This window comes from Liquorilactobacillus cacaonum DSM 21116, from assembly GCF_001436735.1.
GTDB classification, from domain to species: domain Bacteria; phylum Bacillota; class Bacilli; order Lactobacillales; family Lactobacillaceae; genus Liquorilactobacillus; species Liquorilactobacillus cacaonum.
In genome coordinates this window covers 162,947-182,072 of record NZ_AYZE01000005.1, presented here as the reverse complement: position 1 = coordinate 182,072, position 19,126 = coordinate 162,947, and the positions used below count along the sequence as shown (strand labels likewise).

Annotated in this window: 14 protein-coding genes and 1 pseudogene; 4 read left to right on the top strand and 11 right to left on the bottom strand. The window is 34.2% G+C overall.

Features of this window, described 5'->3' with window-relative positions:
• Positions 1-162: 162 nt before the first annotated feature.
• Complete coding sequence (locus tag FC80_RS01305; RefSeq protein WP_057828345.1) at positions 163-1,371, bottom strand: NAD(P)/FAD-dependent oxidoreductase; 1,209 nt, start codon at positions 1,369-1,371, stop codon at positions 163-165.
• 14 nt (positions 1,372-1,385) lie between these two features.
• Complete coding sequence (locus FC80_RS01300) at positions 1,386-2,297, bottom strand: prenyltransferase (protein WP_057828344.1); 912 nt, start codon at positions 2,295-2,297, stop codon at positions 1,386-1,388.
• Positions 2,298-2,402: 105 nt separating this feature from the next.
• Between FC80_RS01300 and FC80_RS09710 the strand changes: the two are divergent.
• A pseudogene (locus FC80_RS09710) lies at positions 2,403-3,384 on the top strand (polyprenyl synthetase family protein).
• A 108-nt stretch (positions 3,385-3,492) separates the two neighbouring features.
• Here the strand turns inward: FC80_RS09710 and cydC are convergent.
• The 9 genes from cydC to FC80_RS01250 all read right to left on the bottom strand — a co-directional run bounded on the left by cydC (position 3,493) and on the right by FC80_RS01250 (position 17,330).
• A complete protein-coding gene (gene cydC, locus FC80_RS01290) occupies positions 3,493-5,247 on the bottom strand; it encodes a thiol reductant ABC exporter subunit CydC (protein WP_057828343.1) in 1,755 nt (584 codons plus the stop codon).
• A 1-nt stretch (position 5,248) separates the two neighbouring features.
• The gene (gene cydD, locus FC80_RS01285) at positions 5,249-6,964 is read right to left on the bottom strand and encodes a thiol reductant ABC exporter subunit CydD (RefSeq protein ID WP_057828342.1); all 1,716 of its coding nucleotides are present in this window, start codon (positions 6,962-6,964) and stop codon (positions 5,249-5,251) included.
• Positions 6,964-7,980: a cytochrome d ubiquinol oxidase subunit II gene (cydB, locus tag FC80_RS01280; RefSeq protein WP_057828341.1), complete on the bottom strand. Its 1,017-nt coding sequence runs from the start codon at positions 7,978-7,980 to the stop codon at positions 6,964-6,966. The genes cydD and cydB overlap by 1 nt, the downstream gene beginning before the upstream one ends.
• Positions 7,980-9,398 carry a cytochrome ubiquinol oxidase subunit I gene (locus FC80_RS01275; RefSeq protein WP_057828340.1) on the bottom strand — a complete coding sequence of 473 codons (1,419 nt, stop codon included), beginning with the start codon at positions 9,396-9,398 and terminating at the stop codon, positions 7,980-7,982. The genes cydB and FC80_RS01275 overlap by 1 nt, the downstream gene beginning before the upstream one ends.
• Before the next feature lie 337 nt (positions 9,399-9,735).
• On the bottom strand, positions 9,736-11,556 hold the full coding sequence (gene glmS / locus FC80_RS01270; RefSeq protein WP_057828339.1) for a glutamine--fructose-6-phosphate transaminase (isomerizing): 1,821 nt from the start codon (positions 11,554-11,556) through the stop codon (positions 9,736-9,738).
• Between the two features lie 283 nt (positions 11,557-11,839).
• Positions 11,840-12,994 (bottom strand): mannitol-1-phosphate 5-dehydrogenase, encoded by a 1,155-nt coding sequence (locus FC80_RS01265; RefSeq protein WP_057828338.1) that lies wholly within the window; start codon positions 12,992-12,994, stop codon positions 11,840-11,842.
• Positions 12,994-13,437 carry a PTS mannitol transporter subunit IIA gene (locus FC80_RS01260; protein ID WP_057828370.1) on the bottom strand — a complete coding sequence of 148 codons (444 nt, stop codon included), beginning with the start codon at positions 13,435-13,437 and terminating at the stop codon, positions 12,994-12,996. The genes FC80_RS01265 and FC80_RS01260 overlap by 1 nt, the downstream gene beginning before the upstream one ends.
• 8 nt (positions 13,438-13,445) lie before the next feature.
• Entirely contained in the window at positions 13,446-15,515 is a 2,070-nt protein-coding gene (locus FC80_RS01255; protein WP_057828337.1) for a helix-turn-helix domain-containing protein, read from the bottom strand.
• A gap of 15 nt (positions 15,516-15,530) precedes the next feature.
• Entirely contained in the window at positions 15,531-17,330 is a 1,800-nt protein-coding gene (locus tag FC80_RS01250) for a PTS mannitol transporter subunit IIBC (RefSeq protein WP_057828336.1), read from the bottom strand.
• A 321-nt stretch (positions 17,331-17,651) separates the two neighbouring features.
• Between FC80_RS01250 and amaP the strand changes: the two genes are divergently transcribed.
• From amaP to FC80_RS01235, 3 genes are read left to right on the top strand one after another with little or no spacing between them, the layout of a single operon-like run.
• Positions 17,652-18,212: an alkaline shock response membrane anchor protein AmaP gene (amaP, locus tag FC80_RS01245; RefSeq protein WP_057828335.1), complete on the top strand. Its 561-nt coding sequence runs from the start codon at positions 17,652-17,654 to the stop codon at positions 18,210-18,212.
• Positions 18,213-18,223: 11 nt separating this feature from the next.
• Entirely contained in the window at positions 18,224-18,409 is a 186-nt protein-coding gene (locus tag FC80_RS01240; RefSeq protein WP_057828334.1) for a DUF2273 domain-containing protein, read from the top strand.
• Positions 18,410-18,434: 25 nt separating this feature from the next.
• Positions 18,435-18,977, top strand: coding sequence for an Asp23/Gls24 family envelope stress response protein (locus FC80_RS01235; protein WP_057828333.1), 543 nt, complete (start codon positions 18,435-18,437; stop codon positions 18,975-18,977).
• Positions 18,978-19,126: the final 149 nt, after the last annotated feature.

Genomic DNA, 19,126 nt, shown 5'->3' with positions numbered 1-19,126 from the left:
TGCACAATCTATTCACTGTAAAAATGTTACTTTAACAAGTTTTTTAATAAGATGTTATAAAAACTATTGACATTTTGAACATAATTGAGCAAAATAATGATTGAATAAAAAAGAGAAGACATCGTACTGACTTCTCTTTAAAAGTGGAATTTATCCTTTTATTTAATGATATAAATCAAAACGTCCTTTAGCTAGAACTTCTTTTACACCACCTGTAGCAAATAGTGATTTATCCATGATTGCTTTTTTAACAAATGAAGCCGGGTAACCCTTAATTGCAGATTTGCCAACAAGGCCGAATGCGTGGGTATTACCAATTGATGCAACTGATCCCAATGACTTAAAGGTAAACCCTGGAATTTCTCTTCCATCAAGTTGTGCGAGCACATGCTTCGCAGCATAATCACCCATTTTTAGTGCGATTTGGGCTGTTGTTGGATAAGGACGATTACTTTCTTTGTCCATAAAAGCAGAAACATCACCAACAATATAAACATTCTCAAAATCTGGATCTGTTAGATTGTCACTAACTACAACTCGACCACGTCTTTGAGAAAAGCCTGAAGATTCCATTACATTGCTTCCACTGACACCTGTTGTCCAAATAATAGTGTTTGCTGAAAGTTCTTTTGTTGTTCCTGTTTCTTTGTCATCTTGATATATAACTGTACTTGGTTTGATTTCCTTGATTGGTTTACCAGTAAGAAATTTGATTCCCCAATTCTTCAAATTAGAGATTCCGTAATCAGCTAATTCTTCATTGAACATTGGTAAAAGACGAGTTACAGCTTCAACACAGAAGATTTCAACTTCTTGTTCTGCCACACCAGCAATTTTAGCAAATGCTGGACGTGATTCAACAAGTGAACCCAAAAGCTCAATTCCTGTAAAACCAGCACCACAAACAACTATTTTTAAATCATCTGGATTTTGCGTTTTTGCATAATCTTTCATTTGAGCAAGAATATGCTGGTATACCTTTTCTGCGCTTTCGATATCCACCATCTCAAGTGCATTATCTTCTACGCCAGCAATTCCAAATGATTCTGAGCGGAACCCTAATGAAACAATTGCATAATCATAATTAAGTACTTGTCCATTATCTAGTGAAACCGATTTTTCTTCCCGATTTACCTTCTCAACCTTAGCCTGAATAAAAGTTGTTACCGTAGGCTTTACAACGTCGCTTATTGCATAAGTGATTTTTTCCTTAGATTGTGTACCAGCAGCAACTTCATGCAAGTCAGTTGCTTCATAGTGATAAGTATTACGATCAACAAGTGTAATATGAAAATCTCCTTTACTTGCTTGCAAACGGTGTAGTGCACGCAATCCCGCATATCCTGCACCTAAAATAACTATTTCCTTCATTTTTGCATCTCCTTTTAATAATTAATAAATGGCATGTAAATCAAAAAAGTTAATGTTTGACTTACTGCTCCGATAGCCAATATTTTAATAGCACAGCTAAATGTTTCTTTTTTCACTTGTTTATTTAGAAATATGCCAATTTGTTTGAGAATAACTGGCAAAATACACAAAGATAAGAGCATCGTCACTGGTGCAATTTTCAAAATAACTGCTGCTACCAAAGCAATTATAGCTACAGAGTTCATTATAACAAATAATTGCAATGAATGCTCCTTTCCAAGGTAATGAACTAGTGTAAACCTTTGATTTTTTTCGTCTTCTTCTAAGTCACAAATATTATTTGCTAACATTAGATTAGAAATCCACAAAGTATTTGGTAACGAAATTAAAAGTATTGCACCTAAGTTCACTAAGTTCCAGGAAAAAATCTGATACGAGTTAATATAAACACAAATCAAAGTTATCATAAACCCCATTGTTGGCCCTGAAAAAACTTCACCCAAAGGCAAACTCGAAAGTGGTCTTGGACCAGAAGAATAAAATATTCCAACAAGATAACAAATCCCACCCATTACTAATAATTGCCATCCTGTAATATAAACCAAGATCAAGCCGAGAAATGCTGATATTATAATCATTCCAATCATAATACTAAACACCAATTTTATTGAAAGATGTTCACGCCCAATAATATTGGTTTTTTTCTTATAATCATGTTTATCCGTTGCATTATGATAATCATTATAATTATCAAGAATATCTACTGCCATATTGAATAAAAACATAGCAATGAAAAACACAAGTAAGTACCCTAGGTTTAATGAATGATAATTGAACCAACTAAAACAAGCACCTAGTAAAAAAGGTAAAATACTTGCCGTCTTAGCTTTAATTTCGACTAGTTCTAAAAATACTGAAACAGTCAACCGAATCACTCCTTTTCTTTATTATAGCTAAACTGATGAATTTGGTTTAATATAGTGTAGAACATATCATGCTCATAGTTCATCGGAAAGGAATTCAATGTTAATATGCTAGATATATGGTCTCACTATCCAAACGTTGCTCAAAAACTCAGTACTGTTAGTTCTTTAATTAATGAACACCTTAGTTCCAACAACCCAGATGTTCAGCAACTACTCACAGAATCTGCCCAAGAACGTGGGAAAATGTTACGTCCTGGTCTTTTCTTACTCTTTTCAGAATTAGGGGAAAAAGACAAACAAGACGAAGAGAAATTGCTGAAAGTTGCTGCCTCGCTAGAAATATTACATAAAGCTACACTTATACACGATGATATCATTGATGACTCTCCACTTAGACATGGAGTTGTCACTATTCAATCTAATTTTGGAAAAGATGTTGCTGTTTATGCTGGAGATTTGCTATTCACTGCTTTTTTTGAATTACTCATTGACACTATGAATGGTACATCACTAATGCAAGATAATGCTACAGCAATGAAAAAACTTTTATTTGGTGAACTTGGTCAAATGCATGCACGTTTCAATCAGCAACAAACAATTGAAAATTACGTTGAAAATATCAAGGGAAAAACTGCTGAACTTTTTTCGCTTAGCATGTCTTGAGGGGGCATATTTTGGTAAGAGCTCTTCTGAAATCTCCACAAATGCCGCTTCCATCGGCGAAAACATTGGAATAGCTTTTCAAATTTACGATGATATCTTGGATTATACCTCTTCAAGTAAAATTTTAAAAAAGCCTGTTTTGGAAGACCTTGCTCAAGGAGTCTATACATCTCCATTACTTTTTGCACTTGCTAAGGATCCACTTGCTTTTGCTCCATTTTTAGATAAAAAACAAAATATTAGTCTTGAAGAAATTAAAAAAGTAGGTAACCTTGTTCATAAATTAGATGGTGTCAAAGATGCCATTGCATTTGCGAAAAGTTATACTGAAAAAGCACTTGCAGACATTGATAAACTACCTAAAAACGATGTCACCTCTAGTATCAAAAAACTAACTCATAGCCTTTTGAACCGTAAATTTTAAATAAAAGCGCTGAAAATGTAGGTTAATTAAAAATTAATCTACATTTTTATATTATACAAAATTAAAAAATTTTGGATGAACTAAACCTTCACAATATATCTACGCACATTAAACTATATAGTCCCCATGGTCAATCGCTAATAGTTTTTGATAATGTTTATCGTTAAAAGCTAAGTTAGCAGGTGAACCTTGTACTTTGAGTTCCCCATCTTCAATAAACATAATTTTATCCATAGCCGATAGACCTTGTAAATGGTGTGTAATCCAAATTATCGTCTTATCTTTAAGCTCCTTCATAAAAGTTTCTATCAAATCTTGCTCAGTAAGAGGATCTAAGCTAACTGTAGGTTCATCTAAAATTACAACGGGGACATCCTTAAGTAAAATTCGTGCTAACGCCAATCGGTGTCGTTCACCTCCAGAGAAACGAAGCCCAGCCTCATCCACAACTGTTTCCAAGCCTTCTGGTAAGTTTTCAACCATTCTTTTTAATCCCACACGGTCTAACACGTCCCATAAGTCGTCGATATTAGCTTCCTCATTCCCAACTCTTAAATTATTGCTAATTGTTGTGTTGAAAAGATATGGTGTCTGATGAATAACTCCTACATAATCGCTAATTTTTTCTCCAAAATCTGCTATTTCTGTCCCATTCAACCGCAAATTTCCACTGCTTGGTATCAAATCTCCTCGTAACAATTTAGCTAAAGTTGTTTTTCCTGACCCACTTCTACCCAAAATTGCTATTTTTTCCTGGTTATCAATCTGAAAGCTCAACTTATGTAACACCTTTTTATTATCATTTGGATAATTGAAAGTTAGATCATCAACCTCAATGACAAAAGAAGAACTATTCAATTTTGCATTCTGTTTTTTCGGAACTGTACTTTTCCCCTCCGACAAGTTGTTCAACCGCCTTAAAGAATCTTGATATATATTTGCTTCTTGTGCAGCAGCACCCAATGGAGAAAAAGCATCAATTAATGGAAAAATTACTAAGACAAAAGCAGCAATCCAGTTAGCTGAACCCCCATGGTTTCCAGGGAAATGGATGCTAGACCAAACTAATAAAGCAATAGCTATTACTCCAAACATTAATTGTACGCCGATGTCTCGATAATGGTTATCCTTTTTTATTTCCCTATTTATATGTTGCACATCTGCTTCAATATTTTTATGATACTTCAGGTATTCTCGCCCTCTTTGGCTAAATATCCAATCTGATATTCCTAAAATATTATCTGTTAGTTCAGTATACAATTCGTTTTTCAAAACTTTTTGTCTCTCTTGTTTTGCCCCATTAACTATTATGGCAACAAGTGGAAATAACCCAAGCTGTACGAAGAGCAAAAGAGCCATAATTAATGCAAACCATACCGAAAAAAATCCCAATCCAATTATCAGAACTACATACAAAATCCAAGCTATTACAGTTGGAAAAATTGTTCTTAAATACAAGTTTTGAATATGATCAATATCTTCCGAAAGTATCCCTAAAATATCACCAGTTTGGTATTTGTTTTTAAAAAAAACAGCATCTTTTTCCAATACTTTGTACAGTTTTAGTCGTAGTTCTGAGGTCAATTTAAGCACCCAATTATGACTGGTCAACCTTTCCAGATAGCGAAACATCGGTCTACCTATACCAAATGCACGTGTTAGCACAATTGGAACATAGACTAATAAGATGTTTTCAGGATGTGAAGCTGATTTACTTATCAAGTAACCAGAATTAAACATTAATGCCCCACCACAAAAAAAAGTCATGAATCCTAGCCCTAGTGCAAGTAAAAGCGACTTATGATATTTTCCTAAAAAGGGTCTAATCCAATTATCTTTTTTGAATAATTTAAATATTTTCATATTATATTCTCCTCAAAGATTGTGTCAATTTAACAAATGCCCCATTATTTTGACGCAATTCATCTAGGGTACCACTCTCAACAATACTGCCTTTATCCATCACAATAATTAAATCCATTTCTTTCATCCAATGCAAACGATGGGTCGCAAAAAATACCAAGTGATTTTCCATCAACGGAAGCATTCGTTCTTTTAACTCAACTTCAGTCTCAATATCAAGATGCGCAGTTGGTTCATCAAACAACAAAATTTTCCGTTGCTTGTCCAAAAAAGCACGTGCCAACGCTATTCTTTGTGCTTGACCTCCACTTAGCGCACGAGCCCCTTCTCCAATCTCAGTCTCTAATCCTTCTGGCAGTTCTTGGACCAATTCATTTAATCCAACAACTTCAACTGCACGTTTGATTTGTACATCTGTTGAGTCAGGTCGATAAAAAACAAGATTTGCTCGTAAGGTTCCTTTAAATATATACGGATTTTGTGGAATATACGTAACCTGTTTTTGCCATTCCTTTTGTGCAAACGATGTTGTCTTATTACCATCAAAGTTAACTATTGCTTCATCCGGACTTAAAAATCCACTTAAAATATTAATCAATGTGGATTTTCCTGACCCACTCAGCCCAATAATTCCAACTTTCTTATACCCATAAACATTTAAGGTAATATTTTTAAGTGCTGCTTCTGCTTTTTTATAGGAAAATGACAAGTTTTCAACTTTTAAATTCGAGTTTTCATTCCACTCTCCAATATGAACAGATTGCACTTTCCTTTCAGAAATTTCTAAAATTTTATTTATCGCATTTAAAGCATTTTTTCCATTAAGAGTATCGTGATAGTCACTTGAAAAGTCCCTAATCGGCAAAAAATATTCAGGACTAAGTATTAAAATTGTTAACGCTGGGTAAAGTACCATATGTCCATCTATTAATCTCAATCCTAAAAAAACTGCTACAACTGCAATTGATAGAGTTGTAAAAAAATCAAGCGCAAACGTTGATAGAATCGCTATTTTTAAAGTATTAAGCGTCGCTTTGCGAAACTTTTCACTCGTCTTAAATATACTATTTGCATAGCGTCTGCTCAAACCAAAATATTTTAAAGTATCAATTCCTCTTAACGAATCAACAAAATGATTAGCTAACATTTGATATGATGAATATTGTCGATCTGCTTTTGCTTGAGCAGCATACCCCAAAACAATCATAAAGATAATAATAACCGGAAAAATTCCTAATAAAAAAGATGCTGACTTCCAATCAAAATAAAAAACTGCACACAAAACAACCCATGGGACAACCATCAAAGTAGTTGTTTTAGCAAGAATTAAATGCAAATAATTTTCAACTTGGTCGATTCCTTCAAGTGCCATCGTTGTAATATTTCCTGTGCCACTACTCTGAACAATTGCTGGTCCAAGACGAAAAATCTTTGCAAGTAATTGTTCCCTTAATTCGACAATTTTTTTTGCAGCAAAATCATCTAATAATTCTTCTCGAAAAAAGTTTACAATATGCCTGATTGAATAACATACAAAAAATAATACAATCCAACTTAATTGATTTAAAAGCTGATTTCCATCCCATAAATCAACTATGGCTATAGACAAAAAGCAAGCTTGTCCAACAATTGCGACAGCTTGCAATAAAGCCAATCCGGTCAGGACTAATAAGACTTTTTTTATCCCCGGCAACAACATTAGCTTTTTATCAATCATTATTTACTCTCCAAGACAGAGGTATGTCTTATTCTTCTTCTAAAAATATAATAGGTCCAAACAATATATGCTAAAACAAATGGTAAAAATGAAATAGCAACATACGACATGATTTTTAGAGTATAGGGACTAGAGGAAGAATTAGTTATTAGTAAATCATACTTAGAACTAATTGAACTAATCATTACTCTTGGGAACAAACCTGTAAAAATCAATGCAACCAGTGCAACAAATGTTGCTCCACTTGCTATAAATGTTGTTATTTCTGCGTCTTTCATAACTGCAATATTTGCAATTACTGTCAAAACTACCATTGATACTAATAGACCCAAAGTAGTCGCAAAATGTAATTCAAAGAAATCTGTTTCAAAATACATTAAAACAGCAAACGCAACTAATCCTAGATACAAAACACCATATAAAAACTTAGCATAATTCTTAGCACGATCTCTTACTGGACCTGTTGTCTTAAGTGCAATATAATTTAATCCATGTAAATAGCTAAGCAAAACCACAGCTATTCCCCCAACAATTGAGAATAAGTTGAAGTAATCACCAAAAGTAGCAGTCATATTTCCCTTAGCATCAATAGGCATCCCTTGAATCATGCTAACAAACATTAATCCAAAGAAGAACGGAACAACTAAACTCCCTAAAGATAATGCCCAATTCCAAATCTGTTTTTGGCTAGTTGGAACATTTTTTCTAAATTCAAACGATACTCCACGAATAATAAGACCTGCTAATATTGTGAACAATATCAAATAATAGCCACTAAACAAAGTTGCATACCAAAATGGATATGATGCAAATAATGCACCTCCGGCTGTAATTAGCCAAACTTCATTTCCATCCCAAACAGGCCCGATTGTTGCAACAATCTGATCTTTTTCATCCTCACTATGGGTAAGTGATTGGACAGCCATTCCTACTCCAAAGTCAAAACCTTCTAGGAAAAAGAAACCCGAAAATAAGACTCCAATTAAAACAAACCATAATAATTGTAATCCACTCATTATTCGAATGCCTCCTTATCAAACGGATCAATCTTAGCCGCTTTTCTTTCTTGCTCTTCGACCTTTTCTTCATGGTCTGGTCCTTTGCCAAGTTCACGCACAACCAAGGAAACCATTGTTATTCCGATACCAGTGAATAATAAGAAATAAACAATATTTGAAGTCAACAAGGACGCTACCGAAACATTGGGTGAAACACTTTGTTTGATAGTAAATAAACCATATACTGTCCATGGATAACGACCTAATTCCGTCACTAACCAGCCAGCTGTATTAGCTAAAAATGGAGTAAAAGTGCAAAGGCCTAAAATCCAAAGCATCCATTTTTGGCGATACAATAATTGATTTTTCTTTCTTGTAAAGAATAACCCTAACAAGGAAACTAAAAGCATAAGAGTTCCAAAACCAGCCATTATTCTAAAACTCCAAAACAGTGTATTAACTGGCGGGTAATAGTTTTGTTTTCCATACTCTTTTACCAACTGCTTATTTATTGCATTCATTCCTTCTACAGAACCTGATGGCTTATCATAGGCCAAAATACTTAATACATAAGGAACATCAATACCCCAAACACGTTTATGTCCATTTTCATTTGCCCAAGCAACTAGAGTCCATGATGCTGGATCTCCAGTATTTTTATATAAACCTTCAGTCGCCGCAAATTTCATTGGCTGTTCTTTCACAAGAGCCTTCATTTGAAGATCACCTGCTGTTAAAACAGCAATCGATCCAAATAAAGCAACTAACAATCCGATATGCAATGATTTTTTATAGAATTCCGGATTCTCAACCTTCTTTTTAAGTAATTGAAATGCTGATAATCCTGTAATAATTATTCCTCCAGTTACAATCGCACCAGCAATTACGTGACCAAATTCATACCACAGTTGTGGATTTTTTAAAAGCGCACTAAAACTAGTCATCACCGCATGTCCATTTTTGATTGTATATCCAGTTGGATGCTGCATAAAACTATTAGCAGCTAAAATCCATAACGCTGATAATGATGATGCAAGCGTAACAATCCACATAAAAATAACATGTAATTTAGGACTTACCATCTTCCAAGTAAAAATCCAAAGTCCTAAAAATGTTGATTCCATAAAGAAAGCAAGCAATGCCTCCACTGCTAATGGTGCCCCAAAAATGTCTCCGACGAATCTGGAATAATCTGACCAGTTCATACCAAACTGGAATTCTTGAATAATACCTGTTACAACCCCAACAGCAAAACTAAGAAGAAAAATATTTCCCCAGAATTTTGCCATCTTAAGATATTCGTCTTTTTTTGTAACGACGTACATTGTTTCCATGATAGCAACAACAAGTCCTGTCCCAATTGAAAACGGAACAAAAAAGAAATGATAAATCGTAGTCATCGCAAATTGAAACCTTGCAAGTGAAACAATACTCATACAAAACCCCTCCTTTTTAAATTTTAAAGAACGTCAGTAATTCCCACATTTTAAAAGACCTTTATGCAAGAAAAGCAAAACCATCCAATTAAAATATACTACTCTCAAAGGTAAAATCAATTACTAGGACATTAAATATTGTGAAAAACCTATTTTTTTATTCAATTTTAATATTACTTTTCTGTTCACTTTACAAATTTCTTATCATATTTGGCAATTTTAGAAAACCCAACTTTATTTATTATTTTTTCAGTCTCCTTTCTTATATACCAAAAAGCCAAGCCAAATTTAAAAATTCGACTTGGCCCATACTTAAAATTAATCTCTTTACTTAACCTTATTCAACAGTTACGCTCTTTGCAAGATTACGTGGTTTATCAACATCATAACCGCGTTGTAAGCTTGTGTAGTATGCTAATAACTGGCACGGTACGATTGAAAGCAATGGTGTTAAAAGTGGATGTACATCAGGTAAAATAATTTGATCTCCGTCTTCTGACAAATATCGACTTGCTATATTTATAACATTAGCACCTCGAGCTAAAACCTCTTGTGTGTTGCTTCTTGTGTGCTTAGCTGTTTTTTCTTCGGTAATAATCGCAATTACTGGAGTTCCTTCTTCTATTAAGGCGATTGTTCCATGTTTTAATTCGCCCGAAGCAAAACCTTCAGTTTGCACATAAGATACTTCTTTTAACTTAAGAGCTGCTTCTTGTGCCACGTCATAGTCAATTGCTCGGCCAATATAAAAAGCATTACGTGTTGTTGCTAGTGCATTCGCCGCTATCTGTTCATACTGTCCTTTTTCATCAACTAATTCCTGCATTCCATTTGCAACCATCGTAAGTTCATGAGCCACATCAAATGATTTAGCAATAGCCACTTGCTTGATTTCACCAAATTTTTTAGCAAGAATTGCTTCAAGTGCAATTTGGGCTGTATAAGCTTTAGTAGAAGCCACTGCAATTTCTGGTCCTGCATATAACAATAATGTAAATGTCGCTTCACGTGATAATGTTGAATTTTCAACATTGGTAATCGTTAAACTCTCGTATCCCCACTCGTTTATCTGTGACAACACTTGGCGACTATCTGCAGTTTCTCCACTTTGTGTCAAAAAAATAAAAAATGGCTTCTTTGATAATAGCGGTGGATTATAGCCAAACTCTGACGCAACATGAACTTCTGTAGGTGTTTGGGTTAATCTTTCAAAAAGTTCCTTACCAACTAATCCAGCATGATAACTCGTTCCAGCTGCTACTATATATAATCGATCGGCTTGTTTCATGCTATCTAAGAGACTTTGGTCAATGACTATTGTCCCATCATCTGAAACATAATGTTCAATCAATGATCTCATCACACCAGGCTGTTCATCAATTTCTTTTAACATATAATACGGGTATGCTCCCTTTTCAACCTCAGAAGCATCTGTATTAACATGGAAAGGTGCCCTCTTAATAACTCTTCCTGTTACATCTTCTATTGTCACATCTTGTGGCTTAACAATTACAATTTCCCCATCAACGAGTTCAATAAAATCATGCGTTTGATCAAGCATTGCAATTGCATCACTACATACAACGTTGAATCCGTCACCTACACCTATCAAAAGTGGACTTTTATTTTTTGCAACATATAATGTTTCTGGCTCCAGATTATCCATCAACAAGAATGAATATGAAGAACTTTCATCAACAAGTGAAATGACCTTCTTAAATGCCTCTTTTGTCGACAAATTCTCTTCTTTTGCAAATTTTGCAATCAATTGTACAATAACTTCCGTATCTGTATCACTAGCAAATGTTATGTCTTGTAAATATGTAGCCTTCAATTGAGCAAAGTTACCTATCACACCATTATGAACCAAGAAATAACGTCCATCTGCAGAAACGTGTGGATGAGCGTTTTCTTTACTTGGAACACCGTGAGTTGCCCATCTTGTATGCCCAATTCCACTTGATCCATGTACTTCCTTTCCAATTTCTGCTCGTAAATCATCAATACGTCCTTTTTCCTTAACAAGATATTCTTTCCCATCTTGAGAATTAACATAAATACCAGCAGAATCATATCCTCGATATTCCAAACGCTGTAATCCATTTAATAATATTTCAACAGCATTTACTCTACCTGTAACCCCTACTATTCCACACATACCAAAACCAGCCTTCCTAACCATTTTGTAATATTTTATTAATTTTTTAAAAATTGGTCTATATCAAAATTAAAAGTAATCAAATTAACATCACCAATATAATACCTATCAATCCAATTGTCAAACAGTTAATTTTAATATTGGTATATGATAAACAACAAAATTTACAACGATTATACCAAAAAGAGCATGAGGTGAGATTCATCTCTCATTTCATACTCTTTATAGACTACCTTTTCTCTTACCTAGGTATGTCATATCTCTCAATTAAAGTTCTTTTTAATTACTTATTTGCCACTGATTTTTTATAAGATTCGATAATTTGTGTTACAAGGTCTTGGTCATCTAAACCTGTTGTTTCAATAACCACTTTTTTTATTGGTTCATTTGCAAGTAACTTCTTCAATTCTTGACTTTCACTATCTGTAGGTTCATCAAATGTATAAATCATACCTACTGTTTCAAGTAAAGCTGCAAATGACAAACCGCGTTCTTTCGCTTCACGAATTGGTCGAATAAATCTTTCATCGTAACCTAGCTTACGTATCGGTGTCCTACCTACTCTAGCAATATCATCCGACAAATACTTATTTTGAAATCTTCCAATAATTTTCCTCTGATATTTTTCATGGTCCTCACGATTAAAATTCCACTTATTAATCAATAAATCCCCAGTTTCCTTTAAAACCTTCTTTAATTGCTGTAAAACCTCTTTATCTGTAATCGCAGTTCCAATGTCCTTATAGCCTTTGTATTTTCCCGTATACGCAACTGTAGCATGTCCCGTATTAACCGAAAATAATTTTCGTTCAATATATGGCTCCAAGTTAGGTGCATACTCAACACTTGTCAGTTTTATTTCTGGTGCTTTCATTTGATGCTCATCAATGACCCACTCTTTGAAAGGCTCTACTGACACATATAAAGGATCATCATGTTTTTGCAAAGGAACAATCCGATCAACAGCTGCATTAGGGAATCCAATCATTTCATCTGCATACTTTTTATTTTCTTGTGACAGATGTACATAAACTTCTTGTTTTAAGTTTTGACTTCCGCCAATCATATTCTCACAAGCAATTACGTCAATTTTCTTTTGACTATTTTTATTTTCTCTAGCATTAATTCCTTCCGCAATTAATGGTGCGATAAACTTTAAAATCTTTGGCCCAATTGCAGTCGTTACAATATCAGCTTCTGCAATTGCCTCAATCACAGCTTCAGGATGCTCCTTGTTGTTAATTCCACTAACATTTTCAACTTTTATTTCTTTTTGAGATTCATCTGCAATTTGGATTGTATATTCCTTTCTTGCATTCAATGCATCAATAATCGTTTCGTTTACGTCCACAAAACTAATTTCAAAACCATTATTAGCAAGTGTTTCTCCAATAAAGCCACGCCCAATATTACCCGCTCCAAAATGAACCGCTTTCATTATTTATCAACCTCTTTCAACAAATTTATAATCTCTTGCTCATCTTGTGCATCAGCAAGCTTAACCACGTTATTAACATCACTACAAAAAAGTGCTATTTGTGATAATAAACTCAGATGTTCACCATTCAATCCAGCTATTCCAAAAACTACAGTTACCACATTTTCATTTAGCTTGTCCTCAGAAAAATCAACGCCCATGGGGATTTGGACAACTGAGATTCCTGTTTTCTTTATAAATTTCTTACCGTTCTCAGTCCCATGGGGAATTGCAATAAAATTACCCATATAGGTAGAAACATCGTTATTTCTAGCAATCATTGACTCCACATATTCAGACTCCACATTACCATTTTCAACAAGCAACTGACCTGCTAATCGAATTGCTTCTTCCTTGGTAGCTACATGTTGGTTTAATTTAATCATGTTCTTTTGTAAATCCATTATTATCATCACTTTCCCTTAAATTCGAATTGTTCTAAAACACGTGTTGCTATAAGGTCACGAATTTGCTTGCCGCTTCCGTGCTCAAAAATATTCATTGTCGTATTATTCATTACAATTGCCCCACTAATGGTCCCCATTAAAATATTCTGAAAATCAGTCATTGGAACTGGTCCCAACATCAGTATAATTCTCCCCACACGTATAGGTGCTTGATCCATCGCTAACATCTCTATCTCATTAACCAAATCATATACTCCCAGAAATGGTTTTTTTACACTCATTTCTGTTGTATGAACTAGTGCCATCGATGCCCTCGGTATTCCAACGGGCGCTAATTGTATTCTTTTTAATAACTCTATTTTTACCTTATCCTTATTTCCCATAACTATTTGCGGAACCATACTCAATACAAAGTCCAATGACTCAGTTATTCCACCTGCATTAGTGACTTTTGTGACTTTAATTGCATCAATAATTTGGTTAGCTTCACTCATCTTTTGTGCCATCATTTCCAACTTTTTTTTGCCACTATCAATTGAAAATTCTGCTTCTTTTTTATTTTGTTCATTAGCATATTTACGTTGTTCATAAAGTTTCAGAATCCTGGTTTTAATTTGCTGTATTTCATCATCCAATAATAAAGGACTGACAACAATATAATTCCAGTTAAAACCCGGGAGATTTACTGTTGATAGAATCAAATCATACCGTGCAGGTTCCACTTCATTCAGCTCGGAAGCCTTCGCAATTTTAATTAAATTAATTTCAGGAATTTCCTTGTGTAATCGCATTTTCAAAATACTTGCTGTACCTATCCCATTTGGACAAACAATCAAAGTTGCCATCTTTTTTAAGCCAGATTCACTTGCATAACTATTTGCAAAGTAAAGTAAGATTAGTTGTGCTTCTGTCGGTGAGAAAATAAAATCCGAAAAAACGATGGTTAAACTATCGCAAATCACTTTATACAGTTTTCCGTACTCTTTACTGATATTTTCAAGTGTTTCAATCTTTGTGTTTGGTAATTTAAGCATCTCATTTGTTAAGAGCAACATAATATGCTTGCTAAGCCTCTCAAATAAATCATGATCATATTCAAAATTCCAATCAAATTTTTTTGATACTAGTTTGATTAATTCTTTGACATCATATGATACTTGCAAGCTACTATCATCTGACCAATTTTTATCAAAAATATGATAATCTAACCCTTTAAGCTGAACCGCAAGAAAGTCTATTTCTCCTGTCGTTATTTTTTCCTTGATCTCTGTCCCCAATTTGTCAAGAACAGTTAATACTTTTTGTCGATACTTAAAAATATCTTGTTGCTTTGCAGCAGAATAACTTTTTATTACCTCGTTTGACATCCTAAACATAGAAATCGCAAACAACAAAACTAGCTGAACCTCTTGCATATCAGATTTCATATTAAATTGTGTTATCACATCTTTAAGAGCTAAACTGCATTCCACTAAAAGCTCTTTTGGTAAAAGTCGCAAAAAGAAACTCTCGGTCTCTTTATTTATCTTTCCATCTAGATATTCAAAAAATTCATACTCATTAATCTCGTTTGTTAGTATTCCACATAGAATTAATCTTTTTTGTGCCTCATCCCCCATAACTTGCACGCCAACTGCTTTTCTTGCATTAATGTCTATTCCATATTCAGATAACGCAAAAGTTAATGTTCTCAAATCTCTTTGTATTGTATTTTCACTAACTCCTAAAGACACTGCTAAATTAAGAATTTTCATTGGCTCAATACTCAATAACAATAAACACACAACAGCTGATTGTCTTTGCTTACTTGTCAACTCAATCCCCGCATTTTGGCTATTCATTTCAACTTGCAATGCATCTAAATTTTCTTTTGACCCTACTAGAAAATAGCGTCCCTCAGTACTTTCAATACTAAGTCCATGTCCTACAAGATATAACTTAAGCTCTGAAAATTCACGATAAACGGTCCTTTTACTGATTACCAATGAGTCCTCAATCATAGCCATAGTTACTCCCTCGCTGTACATACTCAATTTTTGTAATATTTTCTTTTGACGTTCCGACAACAAAATCACCTTACATCATCCTCTTTAATTTAAATGTGCCAAAAGTGAATCATACATATCATCGTCAAGTAGATTTGAGACAACTAAAATTTGTACATTTGTATACCTTAATCTAAGGTTTTTCTCAGCTTCTTCAGTTACAATAACTAAATGTTTCTCACTATCTTCAAGTTCATCTATCCCAACATTTTTGACTGGTGTTTTTTTAGCAGCCTTTTTAATACGATCTTTGAACATTGAAGTTGCCATCGTTGCTGATCCAATTCGTTGATCATGATGAATGAAGTCTACTTCGTTAACAACTTTAAAATCAATGTTTTGCACTCCACTTTTGTTAGCTAGTATTATTTTGTCGTCCGTAACTTGTGTATCACTTGGCGCTATTTGCTTTAATGCCTTTAAATTCAGTACTACTTCGTCATATTTCGGACTACTCAAGAAATTATCAACAGCAATATGCATTGCGCTAGGTGTCTTTTGCAAAGCCCTTTCAGCTAATTCCGCTTGCGTAATCACTAATAATCCATTCTCATCTTTCAAACGACTAATTGCTGTATTAGTAACTGGTACATTCGTGATACCTGCTTTTTTAACTTTATCCCTCAGTAATGAGGCTCCCATTGCTGAGGAACCCATACCAGCATCACAGGCAAAAATAATTTTTTTAACATCTTCAAACTTTTTCACTTGCTCCGTAGCATTCTGCGCATTTACAAGACTAGTTCCCTTTGACTCAGCCTTCATTTCATTCATTTGACGTTGACGAGCTTCTAAATCTTCTTCATCTGCCATTGATTTATCAGCTTTTAATATGATTGCAGCAACTACAAATGACACAATTGCTGCAACCAGTACACCCGTAAGAATCTTCAAATAATTGCCTTTTGGTGTCATCAATAAAATTGCAATAATCGACCCCGGTGAAGCTGCAGCTTTTAGACCTGTATTCAATAACTGAAATGTAAATGTGCCGCCCACACCGCCAGCAATTGCGGCAAATACTAAAGCGGGCTTCATTAAAATATAAGGGAAATAAATTTCATGAATTCCTCCAAAAAATTGAATCAAAGCAGCTCCAGGTGCTGATGCCTTTGCAGTACCTTTTCCAAAAAAGATAAATGCCAGTAAAATTCCTATTCCTGGTCCTGGATTAGATTCAAGTAAAAATAAAACAGACTTTCCTGATACTGCTGCCTGTTGAATTCCTAAAGGAACCAAAATTCCGTTACCTATTGCATTATTCAAAAATAATACTTTAGCGGGTTCAATAAACACATTTGCCAATGGCAACATATGGATTGAAATAATCCAATCGACACCTTTACTCATGAAATTACTACCAGCAGTAACAAGTGGATTAACCACAAAAACTCCAAAAATTGCTAAAACCATACCTAAAATGCCACTTGAAAAATTGTTATAAATCATTTCAAAACCAGATTTAATTTTATCTTGAAATAATTGATCAAATTTCTTGATGGACCAACCAGCAAGTGGCCCCATTATCATAGCTCCCAAAAACATAGGCACACTTGATCCAACAATTACTCCCATTACTGCAATTGCTCCTACAACAGCCCCACGTTCCTCATAAACCATTCTGCCACCGACATATGCTATAAGAAGCGGAATCATATAATTAAGCATTGGGTTTATCAACTCAGCAATATGCTTATTGGGAAACCAACCTGCTGCCATAAAAACTGCTGTAATTAGCCCCCAAGCAATAATTGCAGCAATATTAGGCATAATCATTCCACTTAGGCTCGTTCCTAATTTCTGAACTTTAGACTTAAGTGAATTTTTCGATTTTTTTATTTCCATTAAAAACCCCTCCTTTTTATAATATTATTTTACATGCTTTTTGTAATCGCTTTCAATAAAAACTAAATAGCATGCAGTCACATGGGATAGTGACACAATATATTAAATTGTTCACAAAATTACTCGTACCTGCTTTTCTTACTATTCATCTTAAATTTATTGTATAAACTCTTCATAGTATCTATATCAAAATTTAAATTCATCGATTACATTCACTCTATTGACGAGAATTACTTATATTACTTCTCCGATATTTTGTAAGTGCATATGATTACGCTTTCAATACAATTTTTGCTATACTCAAAAAAAGGTGGTGATAATTTGCGACTTATGTCTAAGATTCTAGTAATAGCGGGTATCATTCTCGCAGCTCCTCTAGCTGTCACTCTTATTTTGCAAAATTGGACAGCAACCATTGGTACCAGTACACCTATTTCATTAAAGCTTGATTGGCTAATTCAATATGAACCACTCTATCTCTTCTGGAGTGGGGTAATTTTAGCTATTGTATTGCTTGTTCTACTACTTACTATAATTCTTTGGCCACGGTCACAATTGTTATATCTTCATCAAAAATCTGCTGGTCAAGTTACAGTCAGTAAAAAAGCTATTGAAAATTTTACCCTTGCAGCACTCCAAGAAGAACTATTTATTGGAAACCCGAAAGTATCCGCTAAATTGGCATCTAATAAGATTACTCTCAAAATATCAGGTAATCTGCTAAATTCAGCAAATGCTAAGCAACAAACTTCGACTTTTTTGAATCAGCTCAAGGATGATTTACGTGTTTGTTTAGGAATTTCAGAACAGAAAAAAATCAAAATTCGACTCGTCAATTTCAGTTCTTCTAAATCTAACATGAATCGGCCTCGGGTTATCTAGGAGGTGATAACGTGACCGAACTTATTAAAACCTATTTTTGGCCGATTATTGGTGGCCTTATAGGGTTGCTCCTTGCGGTCTTGGTCATCACCATTGGCTTCTTCAAGACCCTTGTGATTTTAATTTTCATAGTACTCGGTATCACCGTTGGTTACTATATTCAAAAATCGGGTATATTATCAAATCTATTCAAATAACTGTCCAATTAAAGGAGGAAAAATTATGCAAAACGGAACATTAAGTTCAAAAACAACACAAAACGAAAAATCCACTGTTAAGGGTAATTTGACATTTGATGACAAGGTAATTCAAAAAATTATTGGCATCGCCCTTTCTGAAGTAGACGGTTTATTAACCATAGATGGCGGTTTTTTCTCAAATATTGCTGAAAAATTAGTAAACACTAACGATGTTACATCCGGAATTGATGTGGAGGTCGGTAAAAAACAAGTAGCCGTGGATCTTGATATTGTAGCCGAATATAGTATTGACATTTCTAAACTCTATGACAAAATGAAAGATGTTATTGTCCGAGAAGTAAGAAATATGACTGATTTAGAAGTAATCGAGATAAACGTAAATGTTGTCGATATCAAAACAAAGGAAGAATATGAAAAGGATTCAACCTCACTTCAAGATCGCTTCAGTGATGCTACAGACAAGACAAAAGAGGTAGTTAGTAAAGGTGCAAAGAAATCAAAAGAGACTTTAAATGATGGCTTTGATAAAGTAAAACCTGATAATAAGCCTAATCGTGTAAACTAAAAATAGAAAGTTTAATTAAGGTAAGTTACTTTAATTAAACTTTTATTGATAGCTCTAGATTTATTACTTACTAGCGTCTTAAGGCGCTAGTTTTTTTATATCACAACCAAATTGTACTTAATTCTCTTGACTCTATCAACAGACTTCGA